The organism is Streptomyces sp. NPDC038200, assembly GCF_055600785.1.
The window spans coordinates 1,124,344-1,145,078 of the sequence record NZ_JBVJYH010000001.1 but is presented as its reverse complement, the minus strand read 5'-3'; the positions used below and the strand labels follow the sequence as shown (position 1 = coordinate 1,145,078).

Here is a 20,735-nt window from a genome sequence, read left to right as displayed (position 1 = left end):
ATGACCGATCAGCCGTATCAGGGCGGCCCCTACGAGGGCTACGACCCCCATCAGCAGCAGTGGCCCGGACACGAGCCGCAGTACGGGCAGCAGCCCGGCCAGGACCCGGACCTCACCCAGCAGTGGCAGGGCCGGACCTGGGAGACGCAGACGCACGCGCCCGTGCCGGCGGCGGAGACGGCGTACCTGCCACGGCAGGAGCACCAGTCGCAGTACCAGGAACCGGGCTACCAGGACCCGGGTCATCAGCAGTCGGGGTACCAGCAGTCGGGGTATCAGCAGTCGGGGTACCAGCAGCCGGGTCATCAGCAGTCGGGGTACCAGCAGCCGCACGCGCAGCAGCTCCCCTATCGGGAGCCGCAGTACCAGCAGGGGCAGTACCAGCAGGGGCAGTACCCGCAGGACGCGCAGTACCAGCACGGGCAGTACCCGCAGGACGCGCAGTCCCAGCAGTCCCGGCAGTACCCGGAGACGCACACGCCCGAACAGGCACCCGTGGCCCAGGCACACGCACCGCACGCTCAGGCACACGCGGCACAGGCGGCACACGCGCAGGCTGCCGAGCCGGTGGCCGAACCCGCCGACCCGGTGGCCGGCCCGGGCTACGGCCCCGCCACGCTCGCCGGCAACGCGCGCATCACCGACGCCCAGCGGGCCCGCCTGGAGGGCCGCTCCCCGATCATCGAGCCCGGCATGCAGCCGGCCCTGCTCACCGCCGTGCTGGGCCTGCTCCTCGCCGCGACGGCCCCCGTCGCCTCGTACGCCCTCGCCGTACCGCTGGTGCTGCTCCAGGCCGTGACGGCGGCGGGCTGGTTCCGGCTGAACGGCATGTGGCCCGCCCGGCAGGGCATCGCGCTGGCCTTCGCGGGCGCGCTGACGTCCGACGCGGCGGTCCTGGCGGCCGGCCGTGACCACGCCCTGGTGGGCATCCTCGGCTCGCTCGGCCTCTGGGTCCTGCTCTCCCTCGTCCTCCAGCTGCGCTCGCACGCTTCGCCGGACGAGCGGATGTACGGCCTCATGGCGACGGTCGCCTCGGCGGCGCTCGCGGTCCTGGCCACCGGTTACCTGGCCGCCGACGCGCACGCCGTCTCCGTCGGCGCGGCGGCGGTCGCGGTCGCCGTCCTGGCCCGTGCCCTGCCCCTGCCGACCCCCGCGTCGGTCGTGGTCGCGCTGCTGGCGGCGGCGGGCGCCGGGATCGCGGTGGGCGGCATGACCGGCTTCGGCGCGAAGGGCTCCGCCCTGGGGGCGGCGGCGGCCGTGTGCGCGCTGATCGGTCACCGGGTGGCGAGCTACGACTACCCCTCCCGCTTCGTCCACTTCACGGCGGGCGTGGCGCTGCCGCTGTCGGCGGCGGCGCCGGTGGTGTGGGTGCTGGGGCGCGCGCTGGGCCAGGGGTAGGGGGGGCCGTCGGGTCGATCCACCGGCCCCCACCACCCCGCGCACCCCACCCGGTGCGGATATGCCGGCCGGCCGGCGGCTCGCGGAATTCTCCAGGTGCTCCACGTCACCTCCGCCGAGTCGCCGGCCCGCGTATTTTCCGGATGTGCACGGCCGTGCACGGGGCATGGCATTGAAGGGTGCCTCCCGAATGACCGCCCTGGCGGCCATCGCCGGTGAGAAACCGCACCCGTGCCCCCCATGCCGGCGAGGAGTTCCTGATCACCCGGCGGCGGCTCGCCAGGGGAGAAGCGGAACACCCCGGAACGGAATCCACCGGTCATCGCATATTCGTTTCCGGAGTTTCGCGACGGGATCCCCGCGGAGAGGGGCGACGCGGAGAGGACGGCGTGCAGAGCGGCGTGCAGAGCGGCGTGCAGAGCGGCGCGGGGAGCAAGCCGAAGGGCCGCACCCCCCACTGGCGTCCAACCCAGGGGGTGCGGCCCTCAGCCGTCACTGAGCCCGTTCGGCCCGTCGGTCCGCTCAGACCGCGATGGCGACCTCCGCCAGCCCGCCCTGCTGGGCGACGACCGTGCGGTCGGCGGTGGCACCCGGCACCAGCGCCCGCACGGTCCACGTGCCCTCGGCCGCGTAGAAGCGGAACTGGCCGGTCGCGGAGGTGGGGACCTCCGCGGTGAACTCGCCGGTCGAGTCGAGGAGACGGACGTAGCCCGTCACCGGCTCGCCGTCGCGGGTCACCTGGCCCTGGATCGTGGTCTCACCGGGCTTGATCGTCGAGGCGTCCGGGCCGCCGGCCTTCGCTCCGCACATACTGTTTCTCCAGAGGGGTCTGACCGGAACGCCGGTCGGGATGGGTTACTTGCCGGCGCCGAGCTCGATCGGCACGCCGACGAGGGAGCCGTACTCGGTCCAGGAGCCGTCGTAGTTCTTGACGTTCTCCACGCCGAGCAGCTCGTGCAGCACGAACCAGGTCAGGGCCGAGCGCTCACCGATGCGGCAGTAGGCGATCGTGTCCTTGGCGAGGTCGACGCTCTCCTCGGCGTAGAGGGCCTTCAGCTCGTCGTCCGACTTGAAGGTGCCGTCGTCGTTGGCGTTCTTCGACCACGGGATGTTGCGGGCGGTCGGCACGTGACCGGGGCGCTGCGACTGCTCCTGCGGCAGGTGGGCCGGGGCGAGCAGCTTGCCGGAGAACTCGTCGGGCGAGCGGACGTCGACCAGGTTCTGCGAGCCGATCGCGGCGACCACGTCGTCGCGGAAGGCGCGGATGGAGGTGTCCTGCGCCTTGGCCTTGTAGTCGGTCGCGGCGCGCTCGGGCACGTCGGAGCCGTCGACCAGCTCGCGGGCGTCCAGCTCCCACTTCTTGCGGCCGCCGTCGAGGAGCTTGACGTTCTCGTGGCCGTACAGCTTGAAGTACCAGTAGGCGTACGACGCGAACCAGTTGTTGTTGCCGCCGTAGAGGACCACCAGCGTGTCGTTGGCGATGCCCTTCTTCGACAGGAGCTTCTCGAAGCCCTCCTGGTCGATGAAGTCACGGCGCACCGGGTCCTGGAGGTCCTTGGTCCAGTCGATGCGGATCGCGTTCTTGATGTGGTTCTTCTCGTAGGCGGACGTGTCCTCGTCCACCTCGACGATGGCGATGGCCGGGTCGTCCAGGTGCTCCTGCAGCCAGTCGGCGTCGACCAGGACGTCGGTGCGGCTCATGCTCTTTCTCCTCCGGGGCAGTCGCGGCGGGATGTGCGAGTAGAGAGGGGGGCGCGCTCGAAGCCCGAGCGGCACACGGGTGCCCTGCGGGCAGGGCGGGGTGAGATGCGGGAGCCGGGGCTTCCGTTCAGAAGGGGCGACAGAGCATGGCGGCCACGCGGCACAGGTCCACTGCCCGCCGCTTCGTGAGATCCGCCTGTCCCCGCGGTCGGAGGACGCTCGTCGAGTACCGCATGGGGTCGATCGTAGGGACGTACGGGCGGGCATGTCACCGGTGTGTCACATGGCGAGATGCGATCGTCCGAATGGCGGTACGAAAAAGCGCCCGGAGGGCCTCTGCGGGGCCTCCGGGCGCTCGGGTGGCGCGGGGCATCTACGCTGCGGACGGAACCGTCTCGCCAGGCGGACACCCGGTGCCCATGCCGGCGTTCCCGGTGCCTACCCCGCCAGCTTGACGTCCGAACCCTTCACGCTGATCTGCACGCCGTCCGGCGCCGCCTGCACCTTGTCCAGCTTGATCCCGCCGGGCAGCCGGTCGATGGCCTGCTGGAAGTCGGTGATCGTGCGGACGCGGTCCTCGGCGATCGCGGCGGCGCCCAGCTTGGGCAGGGAGTCCGCGTGGACCTCGACCTTGTCGTTCACCACGCTCACGGAGCTGAGCACGGACACCGTCTGCTGGACGCCGAGGGACGAGACGGTCCCCTCCACCGCGACCTTGATCTTCCCGTTGCCGCCGTCGGAGAGCCCCACGACCCGGGCGGTGACGCCGGGCGCCACCTCGGTCGGCTCGGACTTGGCGGTCTTCAGCAGCTCGGCGTAGGAGATCGTCGCCGTGCCGGTCGCGGTGGCCGCGGTGGCGGAGCTGTAGTCCCCGGAGAACCGGACGCCCTTCATGTCGGCCTTCAGGTCGTCGATCCGGATGGTCTGCCCGGGCTTGGCGGTGGCCGCCTCGTAGTCCTCGATGCCGACCTCGACGTCGTCCAGGGAGCCGCCGGCGACCTGGGTGAGGAAGGGGAAGCCCTTGATGTTCACGTCCGGGGACGACGCCAGGTTCTCGGTCGCCTTCAGCTTGTCCGCGGCCTCGCCCTCGGCGAAGTGCACGGCGACCCGGTCCACGACCACGAACAGCGCGCCCAGGATCACGACGACGATCAGGAGTATTCGCAGGGCTCGCATGTGGTGGTTCCCCCGGTCGGTGGCGGTGTGTGGAATCCGGTACGGATACCCCACGGTAACCCTGCGGGGTCCGGCCGGACGGGAATTGTGGATCAGTTGTGACAGGGGCCGCCGGTCCTACTCTGGACCTATGTACGCCCGGCGTCGGCACATCTACTTCGCCATGATGGGGACGTGTATCGGCCTCTTCGTCCTGGCCTGGGGAGTCGTGCGCATCTGGTCCGTGCCCGCGGCCGTGGGCATGTGCGTCGCGGCCATGGTCATCCCGCCGGTCGCCGCGATGGTCGCCAACCGGCGGGGCCCGGAGGACCGCTGGTGGGACGACCCCTCCGGGGATCCGCAGTCCGACGAATGGTGGGACGAACTGGACGGCAAGAAGCGCCCCGGGCCGTAGGGACGCGGGCCGGCGGGCGGGGCGGGTTCAGTAGACGAGCGCCTGAGCGCCGTCCGCCAGGGCCTCCTGCACGAACACCTGCGCGCCCGCGATCCGTACGCCCTCGACGACGTCCTTCTCCGTGATCTCCCGGCGGGCGGCGCACTGCGTGCACAGCGTGACGCGCCCGCCGGCGAGGATCGACTCCAGCAGATCCGGCAGCGGCGCGGCATGCGGCAGCTCGAACTCGGCGGCCCGGCCCGGCAGCGCGAACCAGGACGACTCCCCGGTCAGCCACAGCGAGACCTCGACGCCGCTGGCCACCGCCACCGCGGCCACCGTGAACGCCTGCGAGCAGCGCTCGGGGGCGTCCGCCCCTGCCGTCACCTTGATCACAAGCTTCTTCGCCATGACCGAATCGTAATCCGCTTGCCCACAACTCCATGCACATGCCATGAGTCTCCTGTGAAAGCGCGGATCAGGAAGCCGCGTTTCCTTTTCCCTGGGGGGAGACCCTTGGAAGTGTCCGAGAGAGCCGAGCCGGAGCCCGGGAGAGCCGGGCCCGAGCCGGAGACCAGCGCCGAGTCCGAGCCGGAGACCAGCGCCGAGTCCGCGTCGGAGGCCAGCGCCGGGGACCCGGAGCCGCGGCCGGTGCGGAGGCGGCGCCGGATGCCGGTGCTGCTCGCCGGTGCCGCCGTGCTCGGTCTGATCGCCGGGACCTGCGCCGGCTACCTCGTCCAGGCCGACCGTGAGCCCACCGCGCTGCCCCCGCTGTCGCAGCCGAGGCTCGCCCAGGCCGGGGGCGGGGCACCGGAGCCCCTGTCCGCCGCCCGGGACCGCCGGGTCAAGGTCGACGGCGACCTGCGCAGACTCCTGCTGAAGAAGCCGAGTGGCGCGCGCGAGTCGCCGTTCCGCTCCCGCCGGGACGGCTGGATGAACCTGACCCAGCTCGCGGAGTCGTACAACAACGCGGCGAGCGGCTACGGCTGGCAGCTCGGCGAGGAGTACCGCAGGGCGGCCGTCGTCACCTGGCGCGAGGCCGGCACCCGCACGGTCGAGATCCGGCTGATCCAGTACCGGCAGCAGGACGTCCTCGGCGCCAAGGACGTGGCCGAGGACGGCTACTACTGGGCCGAGCAGGACGGCGACGCCGACAGCTGGGGGATTCCCGGCACGGGCGACGGCATGGCGTACGTGCACCGCACGCCCCACACCGAGGGCGGCGTGAGCGGGTACGAGGCGGAGGCGCACGCCTGGCGCGGGGACCTGGCCATGCAGATCTGGATGTACGACACCAGGCCGGTCCCGAAGAAGACGATCCTGGACCTGGCGAAGCGGCAGATGGAGCGGCTGTGACGACCGAAAGCACCGAGCACGCGGACCGGCCGGGAGCCACCGGGACGCCGGAGATCCTCGCCGCCGGGCCGGAGTCCGCCGAGCCCCACGGCACCGGTCGCCCCCGTCGCCCGCGCCGTCGTGCCGCCCTCGTGGCCGGCGGTGCCGCGCTGCTGCTCGCCGTCGTCGCCGGTGTCGGCTGGACCGCGGTCACCGTGCACGGCGCCGACCGCGACCCGGGCGCCGCCACCTGGCGGTTGCCCGAGCCCTCCACGGGCAGGCCGGCCGCGTCCGGGGGCACCGGACTGAGCGCCATGCTGCTGCCGTACGGCGAGGACCGCTACGGACGCGGCCCGGACCTGTACGAGTTCGGCTCCGACACCGAGCTGTCCGGCCGGCAGGCCACGGCCCTGCGCAAGCGGACGCTGGCGGAGCTGCCCCGGTCCCAGCGCCGCCTGCTGGAGCGCCAGATCGACCGGAACCCCGTCAAGGGCATGGCGATGCGCAGCTACCTGAGTGCCCCGGAGGTCGGTGACCAGGACGCCTCCTCCGGCAAGGTGTTCACCCTGGAGATCGTGCTGACGCGGATGGACCGGCGGACCGTGCGCTCCATGACGACCTACCAGCACCAGTTCGCGGAGGCCATGAAGATCTTCCGCAAGGGTCCGGCCGTCGAGGGGCACGAGGACACCGCGTGCTTCCTGCCGCCGACCGACTCGGCGGAGAGGCTCGACATGATGATGTGTTCCGGGTACGTCGGAGACGTCCTGATCAGCGCCACCGCGACCGCGGCCAAGCCGCTGGACAAGAAGGGTGTGGCGGAGATGGTCGCCGCCCAGCTCGACCGCATCAAGGACCCGGGGAAGGCCGTATGACCGAGCAGACTCAGGCGGAGCGACCGGCCGAGGACCCGGCGGCGCCCGCACTCGCGCCGCTGCCCACCGGTCCCGCGCCCGCGCCCGGCCTCGCACCCGCCCCGAAGAAGGACCGCAGGGTGCTGCGGGCGGCGCTGCGGTGGGCCGCCGCCGTGGCGGTCTTCGCCGTGGCCGGAGCCGGCACGGCCTACGGGATCACCCGGATGGACCGGACGGACCTGCCGGGCCTCGCCACCGCCTCCGACGGACGCTGGGCGTACCCGGAGCTGGTCAGGCCGCCGCTGCCGGCCGGCAGGCCGGGACCGCTCGCGGCCGAGAACAAGAGCGGCACGCACTACGCCGACCTGCGCGCCCTGGTGCTGCCCGCGCCCGAGGGGGCCACGGCGGACCCGGCGGCGCGCGGCACGGACGGATGGCTGGCGACGAAGGACTTCCTCGCCCAGTACGCGGGCGCGGACAACCGCCGGGAGCTGGGCCAGAAGCTCACCGACTACGGCCTGCGGCACATCGCCGCCCGCGGCTGGACCGCCCCGGACGGCACCCGCACCCGGATCCAGCTGCTCCAGTTCGACACCGCCGCCGTCGCCGACGATCTGATCAACAACAACCTCATCGGCGCCGCGGCCCCCACCTACCTGGTGCGCGGTGCCGACTACTACGAACTGGACGAAACGTTTCCGTCGAAGGCCCGGGTCGATGACGTCGTGCTCGTGCCGTACGCGGAGACCGAGCCGTACGGAGCCGAGCAGGTCCGGCAGGCGTACCTCGCGGCCGGGGACACCATCGCGGTGATCACCCAGTCCCGCAAGGGCGGTGTGCACGTCGTCCCGTTCCGCCAGACCGTGACCCTCCAGACCGAGTTGCTCGCCTGAGCAGACCTCGTCAGGAGGGCCGGGCCCCGGCCGCGTAAGCTGGGCTGCGGCTCTGTCGTATGACCACCCTCGCTCAAGGAGCACCCGTGGAGATCTTCTTCGAAACCCTGCTGGTCCTGGTCTGCGTCGGCGTGCTCGCCTTCGCCGGTCTGACCGTGAAGAAGCTGTACCAGGGCCAGCGCTGACCCCCATCCAGGAAGCTTTCCGCTCATGATCGAGATCCCGTCCGACCTGCACAAGGACCTGGTCCCGCTCGCCTTTCTGCTCGGCAACTGGGCCGGCGCGGGCGTGCACGACTTCCCCGGCTCGCAGAAGTGCAACTTCGGCCAGGAGGTCAGCTTCAGCCACGACGGCCGGGACTTCCTGGAGTACCAGTCGCACACCTGGGTGCTGGACGAGGACGGCAACAAGGTGCGCCCGCTGGAGTCGGAGCACGGCTTCTGGCGGATCGACGCCGACCGCAAGGTCGAGGTCACGATGACCCGCGACGACGGTGTCATCGAGATCTGGTACGGCGAGATGGCCGACAAGAAGCCGCAGATCGACCTGGTGACGGACGCCGTCGCGCGCACGGCCGCCTCGCAGCCGTACAGCGGCGGCAAGCGGCTGTACGGGTACGTGAAGAGCGACCTGATGTGGGTCGGCGAGAAGCAGACCCCCGAGGTCCCGCTGCGCCCCTACATGTCGGCCCAGCTGAAGAAGGTCGTCACCCCGGAGGACGTCGAGCGCTGGGCCAAGGCCCTGCCGGACGACATGCCGGACGACGGCATCGCCTTCTTCAAGTAGTCCTAGACTCGTCGGTGTGGTGAGCACCGACTGGAAGAGCGACCTCAGGCAGCGCGGCTACCGACTGACGCCGCAGCGGCAGCTTGTCCTCGAAGCCGTGGACACCCTTGAGCACGCGACCCCCGACGACATCCTCGTGGAAGTGAGGAAGACGGCGTCGGGGGTCAACATTTCCACCGTCTACCGGACGCTGGAGCTGCTGGAGGAGCTGGGTCTGGTGAGCCACGCCCACCTCGGGCACGGCGCGCCGACCTATCACCTCGCCGACCGCCACCACCATCTGCACCTGGTGTGCCGGGACTGCGACAACGTCATCGAGGCGGACGTGGAGGTGGCGGCGGAGTTCACGGCCAAGCTGCGGCAGCAGTTCGGGTTCGACACCGACATGAAGCACTTCGCGCTCTTCGGCCGGTGCGAGGACTGTTCCCTGAAGGGTTCAAGTACCACGTCGTAGGCTTGCGGTATGAAGAGCCCCCTGCTGTCCCTGCCCGGCGCAGTCCCCGCCGAGGGTGTGGACGAAGGTGTCGCCGCCCACTACGGCGACCTGTTCCGCGAGCAGCGCGCCCTCGCCGACGGCAACGGTTTCGTCGACCTGTCCCATCGCGGTGTCGTCACCGTCAGCGGTGACGACAGGCTGAGCTGGCTGCACCTTCTCCTCACCCAGCACGTCAGCGAACTCCGCCCCGGCGAGGCCACCGAGGCGCTGATCCTCTCCGCGCACGGGCACATCGAGCACGCCCTGTATCTGGTGGACGACGGCACGACCGTCTGGGCGCACGTGGAGCCCGGCACCCAGGACGCGCTGATCGCCTACCTGGAGTCGATGAAGTTCTTCTACCGGGTGGAGGTCGCCGACCGGACCGCCGACACCGCGGTGGTCCACCTGCCGGCCGGCTCCATCGCGGAGGTTCCCGAGGACGTCGTCGTACGCGAGACGCCGTACGGCCGCGATCTCTTCCTGCCGCGCGCCGGGCTGGAGGAGTTCGCCGCCGCGCACGGGCCCGCCGCCGGGCTGCTCGCCCACGAGGCGCTGCGCGTCGAGCACCACCGTCCCCGCCTCGGCTTCGAGACCGATCACCGCACGATCCCGCACGAGCTGGGCTGGATCGGCACGGCCGTGCACCTCCAGAAGGGCTGCTACCGGGGACAGGAGACCGTGGCCCGGGTGCAGAACCTGGGCAAGCCGCCGCGCCGGCTGGTCTTCCTGCACCTGGACGGCAGCGACGTCCATCTGCCGGTGCCGGGCACGGAGATCCGTGTCGCGGACGAGGGCCCGGACGGCCGCAGGATCGGTGTCGTGACGACGTCGGTACGGCATCACGAGCTGGGTCCGGTGGCCCTGGCACTGGTGAAGCGGAACGTGCCCGTCGACGCGCGGCTGCTGGCCGGGGAGATCGCGGCGGCGCAGGAGGTCGTGGTCGAGCCGTAGCTCCGCGAGGCCGCGCCGGACCTCCGGCGGGCCCGGACCTCCGGCGGGCCCGGATCCCGGCGGCGCGAGGCCGCGCCTAGATCTCCAGCAGCACCGTGAACGGGCCGTCGTTCGTGAGGGACACCCTCATCTGCGCGCCGAACCGGCCCGTCGCGACCGTCGCGCCCAGCGCCCGCAGCCGCGCCACCACCTCGTCGACCAGCGGCTCGGCCACATCGCCGGGGGCCGCCGCGTTCCAGGTGGGGCGGCGGCCCTTGCGGGCGTCGCCGTAGAGGGTGAACTGGCTGATGACCAGGAGCGGGGCGTCGATGTCGCTGCACGACCTCTCGTCGTGCAGCATCCGGACCGTCCACAGCTTGCGGGCCAGCTGGGCGGCCTTCTCCTTGGTGTCCTCGTGGGTCACCCCGACGAGGACGCACAGCCCCTCGCCCTCGATCGCGCCCACCGTCTCGCCGTCCACGACGACGCTCGCGCCGTCCACCCTCTGCACCACCGCACGCATGCGGACCATCATGCCGGGTGTCCCGCGCTCGGCCGCGGGGGGCCCATTATGGATCTCTTACCGCCCATCTGGGGCCGTTCGGGGGCACTCGGTCACATTGTGGCCGGTTGGGGTGGCACGATGCTCCCACACGCCGGTCGAGGGGACGGTCAGAAGCAGATGAGCACACCGAGTACCAGCGGGCGGGTGCGGCCCCAGGGGACGTACCGGCCGCCCGTGCAGCGCGCCGACGGCACCACGGGCGCGGCGCTGCCCGCCGAGCCGCCCGAGCACGACCTGGCCCGGCTGAGCCTGCCCGAGCTGCGCACCGTGCGCCGCGACGCCCAGCGCGACGAGGCGGACCTCAGCTATGTACGGCGGCTGTTGCAGGGCCGGATCGACATCCTGCGGGCGGAGTTGGGCAGGCGCGGCAGGGTGCCCGTGCCGGCGCCGGCGGACGGCTCCGTGGTCGACCGGCTCCCGGAGATCCTCAAGGACGCCCCGGCCCGGCACCGCTCCTCGGCCCGCCACGTCACGCTCGGCACCCCGCACAACGAGGAGTACCGGCGGCTGGCCGCCGAGATGCTCGCCGAGGTCGAGCTGTCGGACCTGACCGCGCGCACGGACCTGGAACTGAGCGCCGCGATGGGGCGGTTGGTGCAGTACGAGCAGGAGGTCTCCCGGCGCCGGCAGCGGCTGCAGCGCACGGCCGACGACTGCAGCGGCGAGATCGCGCGCCGGTACCGGGTGGGCGAGGCGCAGGTGGACGATCTGCTGACGTGAGGCGCGGGGGCGGTCGGCGGGGGCGGACAAGAGGGCGCCGCCCCTGAGGGGCCGACGCCCTGGTGTGCTCGTCCGGGTGATCGCGCCGCCCGGACCTTCGCTGTCGCTCCCCTCTCCCGACGGCCTGCTGACTGTTCATCCGTAGCGAGCTGTTCAGTTGTGGCTGTGCGAAGTCGGGTATTCAGCTGTCGATGTTCGGTTGTGGCTGTGCGGGATGTTCAGTTGTGGCTGTGCGTACCGGTGGCCGCCCCCTGCCCGGGCTCCCGGCTCCCCTCCGGAAGGGAGCCCTTCGGCCAACCACTGGGAAGCTCGACCATGTCCTTCAAGTTGGCAGCCAACTTCACTGTACTTATCTCCGTTGGGACGCGACTCATAACCACCTGTCGGTGAACTGCCCTAACTTGGCGGGAAGTTGTACGGTTCGTTCGTGGACCCGGAGCACGCCTCCGCCAGTGGACGGACAAGGCCACAGCGGCCCCGCTCGTCCCACCGCGAGATCGCCGACGAACTGCGCAGCCGGATCCGGTCCGGTGAGCTGCGGCCGGGTCAGCGCATGCCCACGCAGGCCAAGCTGGCCGACGAGTTCGGCGTCGAGCGGGGCGCCGTACGGCAGGCGTTGCGCATCCTGCAGTCGGAGCAACTGCTCACCGACGTTTCCAAGGGCAGCCCCGCCACCGTGGCGGCGGTTCAGGCTCCCGGCCGCCCCCCGGCCGGCCCCGCCGTGCCGCCGCAGCCCACCATGGTGGCCCTCGCCCCGCGCATCGCCGCCGCCTTCGCCGCCCGGCACGTGCGGATCGACGCGCTCTGCCTGACCGCGGTCTCGCTCACGATGGCGATCGGCGAGCCGCTGCGACAGATCCACGCAGGACGGCTGGAACCGGCCAAGATCGACCTGAGGCTGCTGCTGCCCAGCCGGGACATCGACCTCGCCTTCCCGACGCCGGTGGACGCGGACGACGGCGGTCTGCTGCACCGGCGCTGGCTGTCCCAGCGCAACGCCCAGGGGCTGGTGCTGCGGCAGAACCTGCTGGCGCTGTACGCCACGCACGGCATCGACGTCCGCATCTCGTTCCGGGCGCTGCCGTTCACCCCGCCGGTGAAGCTGTATCTGCTCAACGGCGCCGAGGCGCTGTTCGCGTACTACACGCTGGGGCGCCGTGAGCGGGAGATCGAACACGAGCACGTGGAGCTGTACGACGCGGACGGCACCCGGTCCCCGCTGTTCGCCTTCGAGCGGCGGGCCGGCCGGCGGGACGCGGCGTTCGTGGAGCAGTCGGGCCGGTGGTTCGACGCGCTGTGGGAGACGATCAGTTCGGAGCTGGTGCTGACGTCATAGCGCGGGACCGGCGAGCAGCACCGCGAGCAGGACCGCGCCGGCGGAGCAGACGGCCGGGCTCTTGGCCTTGGCGCCGACGGTGAGCAGCAGCAGCCCGACGATGCCGGCGGCGCCGAACCGCCACTGGACGAGCTGCTCGAAGCCGACGACGAAGAGGGCGCAGAGGAGCGCGAGGACAGGCATGGACGTTCCCCCTTTCGGCCTGCCAACTTGACCAAGTTGGCAGCCAACTCTGTTTAAGTTGTCCCCACTTGGTACATGCTTACAAACAACTTCCGGACAACTGCCGGTAGATGGACGAGGGTTGTAGCGTTTGGTCGTGGACCAGGAGAGCGTGGCAGTGAACGGCAGCAGAAGGCTCACACCCCAGGAGATCGCCCGCGCCCTGCGCGAACGCATCCGGACCGGTGCCCTCCGCGCCGGTGAGCGGCTGCCCACCCAGGCCGAGCTGGCCGAGGAGTTCGGCGTGGAACGGGGTGCCGTACGCCAGGCGCTGCGGGCGCTCCAGGAGGACGGGCTGCTCAGCGACGTCAGCAAGGGCAGCCCGCCGCGGGTCGCCGTGCCGGCCCCCGCGCACGAGGAGCCGCAGCCGACCATGGTGGCCCTGGCACCCCGGCTGACCGCGGCCTTCTCCGCGTCGCACGTGCGCATCGACGCCGTCTGCCTGACCGCGCAGAGCCTGATCCCCGCCCTCGGTGAGCCGCTGCGCCTGATCCACGACGGCCGGCTGCGGCCCGAGCGCATCGACGCCCGCATCCTGCTGCCGTCCCGGGACATCAACCTCGCCTTCCCGGTCTCGGTCGACGCCGGCGACGACGACGCCGCCGTCCACCAGCGCTGGCTGGCGATGCGCAACGCCCAGGGCCAGGTCCTCCAGTACAACCTCCAGGCCCTGCGCGGCACCCACGACATCGACGTCCACGTCACCTTCCGGGCCCTGCCGTTCACCCCGCCGGCGAAGCTGTACCTGCTCAACGGCATGGAGGCGCTGTACGCGTACTACATGGTCACGCGCCGCGAGGAGCCCACCGAGAGCGGCCGGACGCTGGAGATGTACGACACCCTCGGCTCCGAGTCCCTCCTCTTCTCCTTCGAGAAGCGGGCCGGTCAGCGGGACGCGGCGTTCGTGGCGCAGTCACAGAAGTGGTTCGACGCCCTCTGGGAAACCATCACCACGGACCTGACACTCTCCTAGTGACTTCTGATGCGACTTCTGATGCGCCTTCTGTTGCGAGTGAGAACGAGAAGCTTCGGGAACTGATCACACCGGCCCGGGTGGTGCTGTGGGACTTCGACGGTCCGATCTGCCGGCTGTTCGCCCGGCACCGGGCCGAGCGGGTGGCCGCGGACCTGGTGGACTGGCTGGAGCGGCAGGGGCTGCGCGGGCTGCTCACCGAGACCGAACGGGAGACGCTGGACCCGCAGGTCGTGCTGCGCGCGGTGGGCCGCCGCCGGCCGGGCAGCGACCTCGTCGCCGGGCTGGAGGAACGGCTCACCCAGGAGGAGCTGCGGGCCGCCTCCTCCGCCCTGCCGACCGCCTACGCCGACCCGGTCATCCGCACCTGGACGGCCGTCGGCGCCCGGCTGGCCGTCACCACCAACAACTCGCCCCGCGCCGCCCGCACCTACCTCGAATCCCGGGGCCTCACCGGCTGCTTCGCCCCTCACCTGTACGGCCGCACCGAGCATCTGCACCACCTCAAGCCGCACCCGCACTGCCTCAACCGCGCCCTGAACGCGATGGGCGCCGCCCCCGCCGCGGCCCTGATGATCGGCGACTCCCTCTCCGACCTGACCGCGGCCCACCAGGCCGGGGTGCCGTTCCTGGGGTACGCGCGCAGCGAGGCCAAGGAGAAACACCTGCGCACGGCGGGCGCGGCCCACGTCCTGCGGTCGCTGGAGCCGCTGCTGCGCCTGCTGCGGGGCCACCGCGCCGGGACGCGCTGACATCCGGCCGCTCGACCGGACCCGGTCGTGTGTGCCGCACGCCCGGATTTCCTGGTGCCTCCTCCGCCGGGGGGAGGTGAAATCCCCCTGAGGCCGGGGACGTCGGCGCGGAACCGCGGGGACGGGGCGCGGCGGCGGATCACGGCGACCGGACACCGAGGGTCCGGCGGACGCCGGGCTCCTCGCGGGAGCGCGGCGTCGGACGGAGGTGCCCTGTGGTGCGCTACGATTCCGCCCGCCGAGTCACCGCTCGGACGCGCGCACAGGGAAGGGTGACGAGCCGTTCCCGCGGCCGTCGCCGCCGGTGCGGACCGAGTGGCCGGCCACCCGCCCGGCCGCTTGTCCCGGCCGGCCGGTCGTGGCGGCTCCGGGCTGGACTTATGTTCTCCCTGACGGGTCTTTCGACACCCTCCCGAGGTCCCGACCCTTCCTTTTCGCACGAGTCACCCGGAGCGGCCCGTGGGCGCACCGCCCGTCCCCCGCGCTGTGGCCGCAGGGCCCGTCCGCAGAGTTCGTACGGACGCCGTCGTCCGGGAGTTCGTGGCCCGTGCCGTCGCGGCGGACCCCCCGGCCGGTCCCCTGCCCGCGCACGGCCGCGTCACCGCGCTGACCGAGCCGCTGGCCGCACTGCTGGGCCGGGCGCCGGGCACCCTGGTGACCGTGCGCGTGCCGCGCCCCGACCCCGTGCCGTTGGTGATCCGGACCTGGCACGGCGAGCCGGAGATCCTGCACGCGCTGCGGGGCCTGCTGCCCGTGCCGGAGTGCCTGGCGGCGGGCGAGGGATACGCCGTCCACAGCCATGTGGACGGAAGCGTGCTCGCCGACGTCTGCGGCCCCGGCAAGCCGGTCGAGGGGCCGCTGCTGCGGGACCTGGCGGAACTGCTCGCCGCCGTCCTCCAGGTGCGCGCCGGCGCCCTGCCGCCCCTGCCGCCCCACTGGCCGCGCAACCACACCGACTCCCAGGGGTTCCTGCGCACCCTGGCCCGGCTGGCCGACCAGCGGCTCCGCCGGCCCGAGATGCGCCGGTACGGGGGCCTGTTCACGGCGCTCGGCGTGCCGGAGGACGCCCTCGCGCGGTTCGCCGACGGGGTCCCGGCACTGGCCCGGCGGCCGTACGGCCTGTTCCACGGCGACCTGCACCGCGGCAACCTGCTCCTGCCGGCCGCCGGTGCCGCGCCGCTGCACCCGCTGGGCTGGGAACAGGCCGGGTACGGCGACCCGTTGCACGACCTCGCCGTCCATCTGGTGCGGATGCGCTACCCCGAGCACCAGCGGGGCGAGGTCGTCGACGCCTGGGCCGAGGCCGTGCACCGGGTGCGGCCCGCCGCCACGGCCGGGCTCTCCCGGGACCTGCCGCACTACCTGGCGTTCGAGCAGGCCCGGTCCGGGTACGCCGATGTGGTCCGGGCGGTCCGGGCGCTGGAGGAGTCCTTCGGGCGGGAGCGGCTGGACGAGGCCGCGGTCACCGTCCGCGACGCCCTGCGGGCCGCCGCCGGGCCGCTGCGGCTGGGCCGGGTGCCCGAGGCGGCGGAGATCGAGCGGATCCTGATCCGGCGGGGGGCGTCCGGTGCCGTACCCCGGGGGGCCGGCCCGGCCCGGGTCCTCGGCTGGACCCCGGACCGGCGGGTCCCCGAGCACCCCGAGTTCCCGCGCGCCGCGGTCGACGACGCGCTGTTCCTGGAGGGCGCCGCCCCCGCGGGCCGGGTCTTCAAGGGGGCCGCGCACCTGAACACGGTGCTCCGGGTGCCCGGTACGCCGTTCCCGGTCGTCGTCCGCCGCGAGGCCGCCGTCGTGCTGCGGCGCGAGACCGGCTTCCTCAGCGAGCACGCGGTGCTCCGGGCGATCGAGCGGGCGGGGGTGCCGGTGGCCGCGCCCCGGGTGCTGGCACTGGGCGAGAGCCATGCGACGGACCCCGCCCTCGGGTACCGCGGGGACCGGTTCACCGTCCACACCTACGAGGGCGCCCGCGACCTCGGCCGCCGCCCCGAGCACCCGGTGCACGGGCTGCGCCCGCACGAGGCCGACTGCCTGGTCGACCAGCTGGCCGCGCTGACCCGGGTCGACCACGCCCCCCTCGACCCGCTCGGCGGGCCGCCCGGCTTCTACGAGTGGCTCAGCGACCAGCTGGTCGCGCTGGTCGCCGGCCTGCCCAGGGAGTCCCAGCAGCTGGCCCGGTTCCTCGGCCTGCCCGACGCGCCCCGGCTGCGCGAGATCCTCGCCCGGCACCGGGTCACCGGCCGCGACCCCGCCCTGCTGCACGGCGACCTCAACCCCTGGAACCTGGTCCGCCGCGACGACGGTCCGCCGCTCACCCTGATCGACTGGGAGATGGCGCTGGTCGGCGACCCGCTGTACGAGCTGGTCCGGCACATGCACCTCACCCCCACCCGCCCGGAGATCCGGGACCGCATGTTCCGCCGCTGGGAGGCACGGCTGGCCCCGCGCTTCACCGAGGGCTGGCGGGAGGACTGGCGGGTGTACCGGTGGATCGAGATCGTCCGCTCGGCCTACGTCGACCTCGACCGCCTGGTCACCGGGGCCGGTCTGGACGCGCCCAACGTGCGCCGCGCGGTGGACTCGTACGCCATGACCCTGGCTGCGGCCACCGCTTCCCTGGGCCTGTCGTCCCGGCGGTACGACAGCGCGCGGCCGGTCTGGCCGACCGCGCCGGGCGGCCCCGCGTAGCCGCTCCCGCACGGCTCGCGGCCGCGCTGCGTAGGCTCCCCCCATGGGTGAGATGGGTCTGCGCGAGCGCAAGAAGCAGCGGATGTACCAGGACGTGTCGGACATCGCCGTGCGGCTGTTCCTGGAGCGGGGCTTCGACGCGGTGTCCGTGGCGGAGGTCGCCGCCGCGGCCGGGATCTCCAAGCCCACCCTCTTCCGGTACTTCCCCGCCAAGGAGGACCTGGTCCTGCACCGGATCGCGGACCACGAGACGGAGGCCGCGCGGGTGGTGGCCGGGGCCGCCGACCCGGTGGCCGCGCTGCGGCGGAACTTCCTCGCCGGCCTGGAGCGGCGCGACCCGGTCACCGGTCTGAACGCCCATCCCGGGGTGCTCGCCTTCCACCGTCTGCTCTACGGCACCCCGGCCCTGGTGGCGCGGGCGTACGGCCATCTGGAGCGGTCGGAGGCGGCGCTCGCCGAGGCGCTCGGGGGCGGGCTGGACGCGCGGCTGGCCGCCGGGCAGATCATCGCCGTGCAGCGCATCCTCGCCCAGGAGAACTGGCGGCGGATCGCGGCGGGGGAGTCGGTCGAGGAGGTGGCGCCGGACGCCGTGCGGGCGGCCGAGCGGGCGTTCCGTCGCCTGGCCGAGGGACTGCCGGAGCTGAAACCCACCCAGTGAGACTCGGTTAAAAATGTAACTCGGTAACGTTTTGGCGGTACGGTGGCGCCATGACGTCACTCGAACCCGCCCTCACGGAGACCCTGCACACCGAGCGCGCCCACCACGACGCCTGCCGCGCGGCCCTCGCCGCGATGGTCGAAGGCGCCGCCGAACAGGTCGTCGTCGGCGAGGACGTCTCCGCCTCCGGCGCCGACGCCGAGGTCCTCGGGTACCGGCTGCGCAGCCGGGCCAAGGCCATGCGCGAACTCCCCCCGGGCCCGCTGTTCTTCGGCCGGCTCGACTTCGCCGCGGACCAGCCCGGACACGGCGGGCAGAACTACCACGTCGGCCGGCTGCGGATCACCGAGGACCCCGCGGCCCCGCCCCTCGTGGTCGACTGGCGGGCCCCCGTCTCCCGCGCCTTCTACCAGGCGAGCGCCCGCGACCCGCAGGGCGTGGCGGTACGGCGCCGGTTCGGCTGGGCCCCCGGCAGCCGGGGCGACTCCGCCGACCTCACCGGCCTGGAGGACGAGCACCTGGACCGGGGCGAGTCCCGGACCAGCGACATCGTGGCCCGCGAGATCGAGCGCCCCCGTGTCGGGCCCATGCGGGACATCGCCGCCACCATCCAGCCCGAGCAGGACGACCTCGTGCGCGCCGCCCTCACCGAGTCCGTGTGCGTGCAGGGCGCCCCCGGCACCGGCAAGACCGCCGTCGGCCTGCACCGCGCCGCCTATCTGCTCTACACCCACCCCAAGCGGCTCCAGCGCTCCGGCCTGCTGATCCTCGGCCCCAACCGCACCTTCCTGTCGTACATCGCCGAGGTGCTGCCCTCCCTCGGCGAGACCGGCATCCGCCAGTCGACGCTGCTGGACGAGATCGCCCGCCACCCGGTCACCGGCACCGACCCGGCCCCCACGGCCGTCGTCAAGCACGACCCGCGCATGGCCGAGGTGCTGCGCCGGGCGCTGTACGCGCGCGTCACCACCGAGGGCGTCGCCGACCTCGCCGTACCCGACGGCTCCTCCCGCCGGCGCGTCCCCGCCGCCGAACTCGCCGCGATCGTGGCGGAGGTGCGCGCCGAGGAACCGCCGTACGCCGTCGGGCGCGAGCGGGTGCGCACCCGAGTGGTGCGGCGGCTGCGGGAACAGGCCGAACGGCGCTCCGGGGTGCTGCCCGCCTCCTGGGTGCGCCGGATCGAGCGGTGCCGGCCGCTCACCGAACAGCTCGACGCGATCTGGCCGAAGGCCCGCCCCGAGGAGCTCCTCGCCGAACTCCTCACCGACGCCGCGGCGCTGGCCCGGGCCGCCGACGGCCTGCTGGACCCCGACGAGCAGACGGCGCTCCGCTGGGCCCGTCCGCCGCGCTCGTACAAGTCGGCCCGCTGGACGGCCGCCGACCTGGTCCTGCTGGACGAACTCGCCGGGCTGATCGAACACCCCGAGAGCCACGGCCACATCGTCGTCGACGAGGCGCAGGATCTCTCGCCGATGGAGTGCCGGGCCATCGCCCGCCGGGCGGTGTTCGGCTCCCTGACCGTCCTCGGCGACCTCGCCCAGGGCACCACCCCCTGGGCCGCCCGGGACTGGTCCGTCCAGCTGCGCCACCTCGGCCGGCCGGACGCGGCCGTGGCGCCGCTGACCACCGGGTTCCGGGTGCCGGCGGCCGTCGTGGAGCTGGCCAACCGCCTCCTCGCCCGCCTCGACGTCGCCGTGCCCGCCGCCACCTCCCTGCGCACGGACGGGGAGCTGACCCTCCGCCCCACCGAGGACCTGCTCGGCACCACCGTGACCGCCGTGCGCGACGCCCTCGCCCGGGAGGGCTCGGTCGGCGTGGTCACGGCCGACGCGGACACCGACCGGGTGCGGGCGGCGCTCACCGAGGCGGGCCTCGCCCCGGCCGGTCCGGACACGCTCGGCGCCCGGCTGACCGTCGTCCCCGCGAGCCTGGTCAAGGGCCTGGAGTACGACCATGTCGTCGCCGTCGAACCGGCCGCGGTGGCCGAGGCGGAGGAGCGGGGCGCCCACCGGCTGTACGTGGTCCTGACCCGGGCGGTCTCCCGCCTGGACGTGGTCCACCGCCGCCCCCTGCCCTTCTGACCGCACACCCGGCCGGCTCGGCCGGGGTCCTGTGGGAGGCCGGGGGTGGGTTCGCCGAAGGGGGCGGGGTGTGGTGGCCGGGACCGGTGCCGGGTCGGCCGGGCTCCTGCTGGTGGCCGGGGTCGGCCGGGGTCCTGTGGGTGGCCGGGGGCGGATTCGTGCGGGGGTCGCCGGGATGCGGGCGGCCGCGAGGAGGGCCACCGGGCGCGGAGCGACGGGATCGTGGCGGAACCGGGCTTCGGGGGCCGATCCTGGTCGGTGATGCTGCTCTTCCTCGACGTCGACGGCCCGCTGATCCCGTTCGGGGCGGCGGACGGCGTCTACCCCGTGTACGAACGCGTGCCCGCCCCGCCCGGCGCCGCCGACCACCCGCTGCTCGGCCGGGTCGACCCGGCGCTCGGGCCCCGGCTCACGGCGCTGGGCTGCGAGCTGGTGTGGGCTACGACCTGGATGGACGACGCCAACACCTGCCTGGCCCCCTGGCTCGGCCTGCCGCCGCTGCCGGTCGTGGAGTGGCCCGACGAGGACGAGCCGCCGGACCTGCTGCACTGGAAGACCCGGCCGCTGGTGGCCTGGGCGGCCGGCCGGCCCTTCGTCTGGCTGGACGACGAGATCACCGAGGCCGACCGCGCCTGGACCGCCGTCCACCATCCCGCGCCGGCCCTCCTCCACCGCGTCGACCACCGCTACGGCCTGACGGACGCCGACTTCACGGCGCTCGGCCGGTGGCTGCGCCCGCCCGGCCGCACCACGGCCCCCTGACCACGTCGACCGCGCCCGCCACCAGGCGGGCCGGACCGGCCGTACCAGTCGCGGGCG

Annotated in this window: 23 protein-coding genes; 16 read left to right on the top strand and 7 right to left on the bottom strand. The window is 73.2% G+C overall.

From position 1 onward, the window contains the following. Nucleotides 1-1,398 (top strand): hypothetical protein, encoded by a 1,398-nt coding sequence (locus ACZ7KF_RS04940; RefSeq protein ID WP_471069502.1) that lies wholly within the window; start codon nt 1-3, stop codon nt 1,396-1,398. A 522-nt stretch (nt 1,399-1,920) separates the two neighbouring features. Here ACZ7KF_RS04940 and ACZ7KF_RS04935 read toward each other — a convergent pair. The 4 genes from ACZ7KF_RS04935 to ACZ7KF_RS04920 all read right to left on the bottom strand — a co-directional run bounded on the left by ACZ7KF_RS04935 (nt 1,921) and on the right by ACZ7KF_RS04920 (nt 4,275). Then, the gene (locus ACZ7KF_RS04935; RefSeq protein ID WP_010351646.1) at nt 1,921-2,208 is read right to left on the bottom strand and encodes a DUF1416 domain-containing protein; all 288 of its coding nucleotides are present in this window, start codon (nt 2,206-2,208) and stop codon (nt 1,921-1,923) included. A 45-nt stretch (nt 2,209-2,253) separates the two neighbouring features. Beyond that, complete coding sequence (locus ACZ7KF_RS04930; RefSeq protein WP_471069501.1) at nt 2,254-3,099, bottom strand: sulfurtransferase; 846 nt, start codon at nt 3,097-3,099, stop codon at nt 2,254-2,256. Nucleotides 3,100-3,226: 127 nt separating this feature from the next. Beyond that, nucleotides 3,227-3,334, bottom strand: coding sequence for an Ms5788A family Cys-rich leader peptide (locus tag ACZ7KF_RS04925; protein ID WP_351326910.1), 108 nt, complete (start codon nt 3,332-3,334; stop codon nt 3,227-3,229). Between the two features lie 203 nt (nt 3,335-3,537). Next, nucleotides 3,538-4,275 carry an LmeA family phospholipid-binding protein gene (locus ACZ7KF_RS04920; protein WP_471069499.1) on the bottom strand — a complete coding sequence of 246 codons (738 nt, stop codon included), beginning with the start codon at nt 4,273-4,275 and terminating at the stop codon, nt 3,538-3,540. A 130-nt stretch (nt 4,276-4,405) separates the two neighbouring features. Here ACZ7KF_RS04920 and ACZ7KF_RS04915 point away from each other — a divergent pair, with 130 nt between their 5' ends. Continuing rightward, complete coding sequence (locus tag ACZ7KF_RS04915) at nt 4,406-4,669, top strand: DUF3099 domain-containing protein (protein ID WP_471069497.1); 264 nt, start codon at nt 4,406-4,408, stop codon at nt 4,667-4,669. A 27-nt stretch (nt 4,670-4,696) separates the two neighbouring features. Here ACZ7KF_RS04915 and ACZ7KF_RS04910 read toward each other — a convergent pair whose 3' ends face one another. Beyond that, complete coding sequence (locus ACZ7KF_RS04910) at nt 4,697-5,059, bottom strand: DsrE family protein (protein ID WP_225824655.1); 363 nt, start codon at nt 5,057-5,059, stop codon at nt 4,697-4,699. Between the two features lie 111 nt (nt 5,060-5,170). Between ACZ7KF_RS04910 and ACZ7KF_RS04905 the strand changes: the two genes are divergently transcribed. The 6 genes from ACZ7KF_RS04905 to ygfZ all read left to right on the top strand — a co-directional run bounded on the left by ACZ7KF_RS04905 (nt 5,171) and on the right by ygfZ (nt 9,945). Beyond that, on the top strand, nt 5,171-6,004 hold the full coding sequence (locus ACZ7KF_RS04905; protein WP_471069495.1) for a hypothetical protein: 834 nt from the start codon (nt 5,171-5,173) through the stop codon (nt 6,002-6,004). After that, complete coding sequence (locus ACZ7KF_RS04900) at nt 6,001-6,858, top strand: hypothetical protein (RefSeq protein WP_471069493.1); 858 nt, start codon at nt 6,001-6,003, stop codon at nt 6,856-6,858. Before ACZ7KF_RS04905 ends, ACZ7KF_RS04900 begins: the two co-directional genes overlap by 4 nt. Beyond that, a complete protein-coding gene (locus ACZ7KF_RS04895; RefSeq protein ID WP_471069491.1) occupies nt 6,855-7,730 on the top strand; it encodes a hypothetical protein in 876 nt (291 codons plus the stop codon). Before ACZ7KF_RS04900 ends, ACZ7KF_RS04895 begins: the two co-directional genes overlap by 4 nt. A 210-nt stretch (nt 7,731-7,940) precedes the next feature. Then, nucleotides 7,941-8,516 (top strand): heme-binding beta-barrel domain-containing protein, encoded by a 576-nt coding sequence (locus tag ACZ7KF_RS04890; RefSeq protein WP_225824654.1) that lies wholly within the window; start codon nt 7,941-7,943, stop codon nt 8,514-8,516. Between the two features lie 16 nt (nt 8,517-8,532). Further along, nucleotides 8,533-8,970, top strand: a complete 438-nt coding sequence (locus ACZ7KF_RS04885; RefSeq protein ID WP_471069489.1) for a Fur family transcriptional regulator — start codon at nt 8,533-8,535, stop codon at nt 8,968-8,970. Between the two features lie 9 nt (nt 8,971-8,979). Continuing rightward, nucleotides 8,980-9,945 (top strand): CAF17-like 4Fe-4S cluster assembly/insertion protein YgfZ, encoded by a 966-nt coding sequence (gene ygfZ / locus ACZ7KF_RS04880; RefSeq protein ID WP_471069487.1) that lies wholly within the window; start codon nt 8,980-8,982, stop codon nt 9,943-9,945. 76 nt (nt 9,946-10,021) lie between these two features. On the opposite strand, the gene dtd is transcribed toward ygfZ, so the two are convergent. Beyond that, nucleotides 10,022-10,447 carry a D-aminoacyl-tRNA deacylase gene (gene dtd / locus ACZ7KF_RS04875; protein WP_471069485.1) on the bottom strand — a complete coding sequence of 142 codons (426 nt, stop codon included), beginning with the start codon at nt 10,445-10,447 and terminating at the stop codon, nt 10,022-10,024. A 159-nt stretch (nt 10,448-10,606) separates the two neighbouring features. Here dtd and ACZ7KF_RS04870 point away from each other — a divergent pair, with 159 nt between their 5' ends. Both ACZ7KF_RS04870 and ACZ7KF_RS04865 read left to right on the top strand, forming a co-directional pair. Further along, nucleotides 10,607-11,209 carry an RsiG family protein gene (locus tag ACZ7KF_RS04870; protein ID WP_471069483.1) on the top strand — a complete coding sequence of 201 codons (603 nt, stop codon included), beginning with the start codon at nt 10,607-10,609 and terminating at the stop codon, nt 11,207-11,209. Nucleotides 11,210-11,636: 427 nt separating this feature from the next. Further along, on the top strand, nt 11,637-12,545 hold the full coding sequence (locus ACZ7KF_RS04865; RefSeq protein WP_471069481.1) for a winged helix-turn-helix domain-containing protein: 909 nt from the start codon (nt 11,637-11,639) through the stop codon (nt 12,543-12,545). Here the strand turns inward: ACZ7KF_RS04865 and ACZ7KF_RS04860 are convergent. After that, nucleotides 12,540-12,728, bottom strand: a complete 189-nt coding sequence (locus tag ACZ7KF_RS04860; protein WP_471069479.1) for a hypothetical protein — start codon at nt 12,726-12,728, stop codon at nt 12,540-12,542. The genes ACZ7KF_RS04865 and ACZ7KF_RS04860 overlap by 6 nt on opposite strands. A 157-nt stretch (nt 12,729-12,885) precedes the next feature. Between ACZ7KF_RS04860 and ACZ7KF_RS04855 the strand changes: the two genes are divergently transcribed. From ACZ7KF_RS04855 to ACZ7KF_RS04830, 6 genes are all read left to right on the top strand, one after another. Beyond that, a complete protein-coding gene (locus ACZ7KF_RS04855) occupies nt 12,886-13,740 on the top strand; it encodes a winged helix-turn-helix domain-containing protein (RefSeq protein WP_471069586.1) in 855 nt (284 codons plus the stop codon). An 83-nt stretch (nt 13,741-13,823) separates the two neighbouring features. Further along, nucleotides 13,824-14,492 (top strand): HAD family hydrolase, encoded by a 669-nt coding sequence (locus ACZ7KF_RS04850; RefSeq protein ID WP_471069585.1) that lies wholly within the window; start codon nt 13,824-13,826, stop codon nt 14,490-14,492. A 540-nt stretch (nt 14,493-15,032) separates the two neighbouring features. After that, complete coding sequence (locus ACZ7KF_RS04845) at nt 15,033-17,177, top strand: phosphotransferase family protein (protein ID WP_471069477.1); 2,145 nt, start codon at nt 15,033-15,035, stop codon at nt 17,175-17,177. Between the two features lie 43 nt (nt 17,178-17,220). After that, nucleotides 17,221-17,835 carry a TetR family transcriptional regulator gene (locus tag ACZ7KF_RS04840; protein WP_471069475.1) on the top strand — a complete coding sequence of 205 codons (615 nt, stop codon included), beginning with the start codon at nt 17,221-17,223 and terminating at the stop codon, nt 17,833-17,835. A 50-nt stretch (nt 17,836-17,885) separates the two neighbouring features. Then, on the top strand, nt 17,886-19,916 hold the full coding sequence (locus ACZ7KF_RS04835) for a HelD family protein (RefSeq protein ID WP_471069473.1): 2,031 nt from the start codon (nt 17,886-17,888) through the stop codon (nt 19,914-19,916). 261 nt (nt 19,917-20,177) lie between these two features. Continuing rightward, the gene (locus ACZ7KF_RS04830; protein ID WP_471069584.1) at nt 20,178-20,678 is read left to right on the top strand and encodes an HAD domain-containing protein; all 501 of its coding nucleotides are present in this window, start codon (nt 20,178-20,180) and stop codon (nt 20,676-20,678) included. The last annotated feature ends 57 nt before the right edge of the window (nt 20,679-20,735 follow it).

What these genes read in the sequence shown, in the direction of transcription:
- ACZ7KF_RS04925 (WP_351326910.1), bottom strand. Translation starts at nt 3,334, where the DNA reads ATGCGGTACTCGACGAGCGTCCTCCGACCGCGGGGACAGGCGGATCTC.
- ACZ7KF_RS04830 (WP_471069584.1), top strand. Translation starts at nt 20,178, where the DNA reads ATGCTGCTCTTCCTCGACGTCGACGGCCCGCTGATCCCGTTCGGGGCG.
- ACZ7KF_RS04915 (WP_471069497.1), top strand. Translation starts at nt 4,406, where the DNA reads ATGTACGCCCGGCGTCGGCACATCTACTTCGCCATGATGGGGACGTGT.
- ACZ7KF_RS04910 (WP_225824655.1), bottom strand. Translation starts at nt 5,059, where the DNA reads ATGGCGAAGAAGCTTGTGATCAAGGTGACGGCAGGGGCGGACGCCCCC.
- ACZ7KF_RS04920 (WP_471069499.1), bottom strand. Translation starts at nt 4,275, where the DNA reads ATGCGAGCCCTGCGAATACTCCTGATCGTCGTCGTGATCCTGGGCGCG.
- ACZ7KF_RS04835 (WP_471069473.1), top strand. Translation starts at nt 17,886, where the DNA reads ATGACGTCACTCGAACCCGCCCTCACGGAGACCCTGCACACCGAGCGC.
- ACZ7KF_RS04860 (WP_471069479.1), bottom strand. Translation starts at nt 12,728, where the DNA reads ATGCCTGTCCTCGCGCTCCTCTGCGCCCTCTTCGTCGTCGGCTTCGAG.
- ACZ7KF_RS04870 (WP_471069483.1), top strand. Translation starts at nt 10,607, where the DNA reads ATGAGCACACCGAGTACCAGCGGGCGGGTGCGGCCCCAGGGGACGTAC.
- ACZ7KF_RS04840 (WP_471069475.1), top strand. Translation starts at nt 17,221, where the DNA reads ATGGGTGAGATGGGTCTGCGCGAGCGCAAGAAGCAGCGGATGTACCAG.
- ACZ7KF_RS04890 (WP_225824654.1), top strand. Translation starts at nt 7,941, where the DNA reads ATGATCGAGATCCCGTCCGACCTGCACAAGGACCTGGTCCCGCTCGCC.
- ygfZ (WP_471069487.1), top strand. Translation starts at nt 8,980, where the DNA reads ATGAAGAGCCCCCTGCTGTCCCTGCCCGGCGCAGTCCCCGCCGAGGGT.
- ACZ7KF_RS04940 (WP_471069502.1), top strand. Translation starts at nt 1, where the DNA reads ATGACCGATCAGCCGTATCAGGGCGGCCCCTACGAGGGCTACGACCCC.
- ACZ7KF_RS04930 (WP_471069501.1), bottom strand. Translation starts at nt 3,099, where the DNA reads ATGAGCCGCACCGACGTCCTGGTCGACGCCGACTGGCTGCAGGAGCAC.
- dtd (WP_471069485.1), bottom strand. Translation starts at nt 10,447, where the DNA reads ATGCGTGCGGTGGTGCAGAGGGTGGACGGCGCGAGCGTCGTCGTGGAC.
- ACZ7KF_RS04935 (WP_010351646.1), bottom strand. Translation starts at nt 2,208, where the DNA reads ATGTGCGGAGCGAAGGCCGGCGGCCCGGACGCCTCGACGATCAAGCCC.
- ACZ7KF_RS04895 (WP_471069491.1), top strand. Translation starts at nt 6,855, where the DNA reads ATGACCGAGCAGACTCAGGCGGAGCGACCGGCCGAGGACCCGGCGGCG.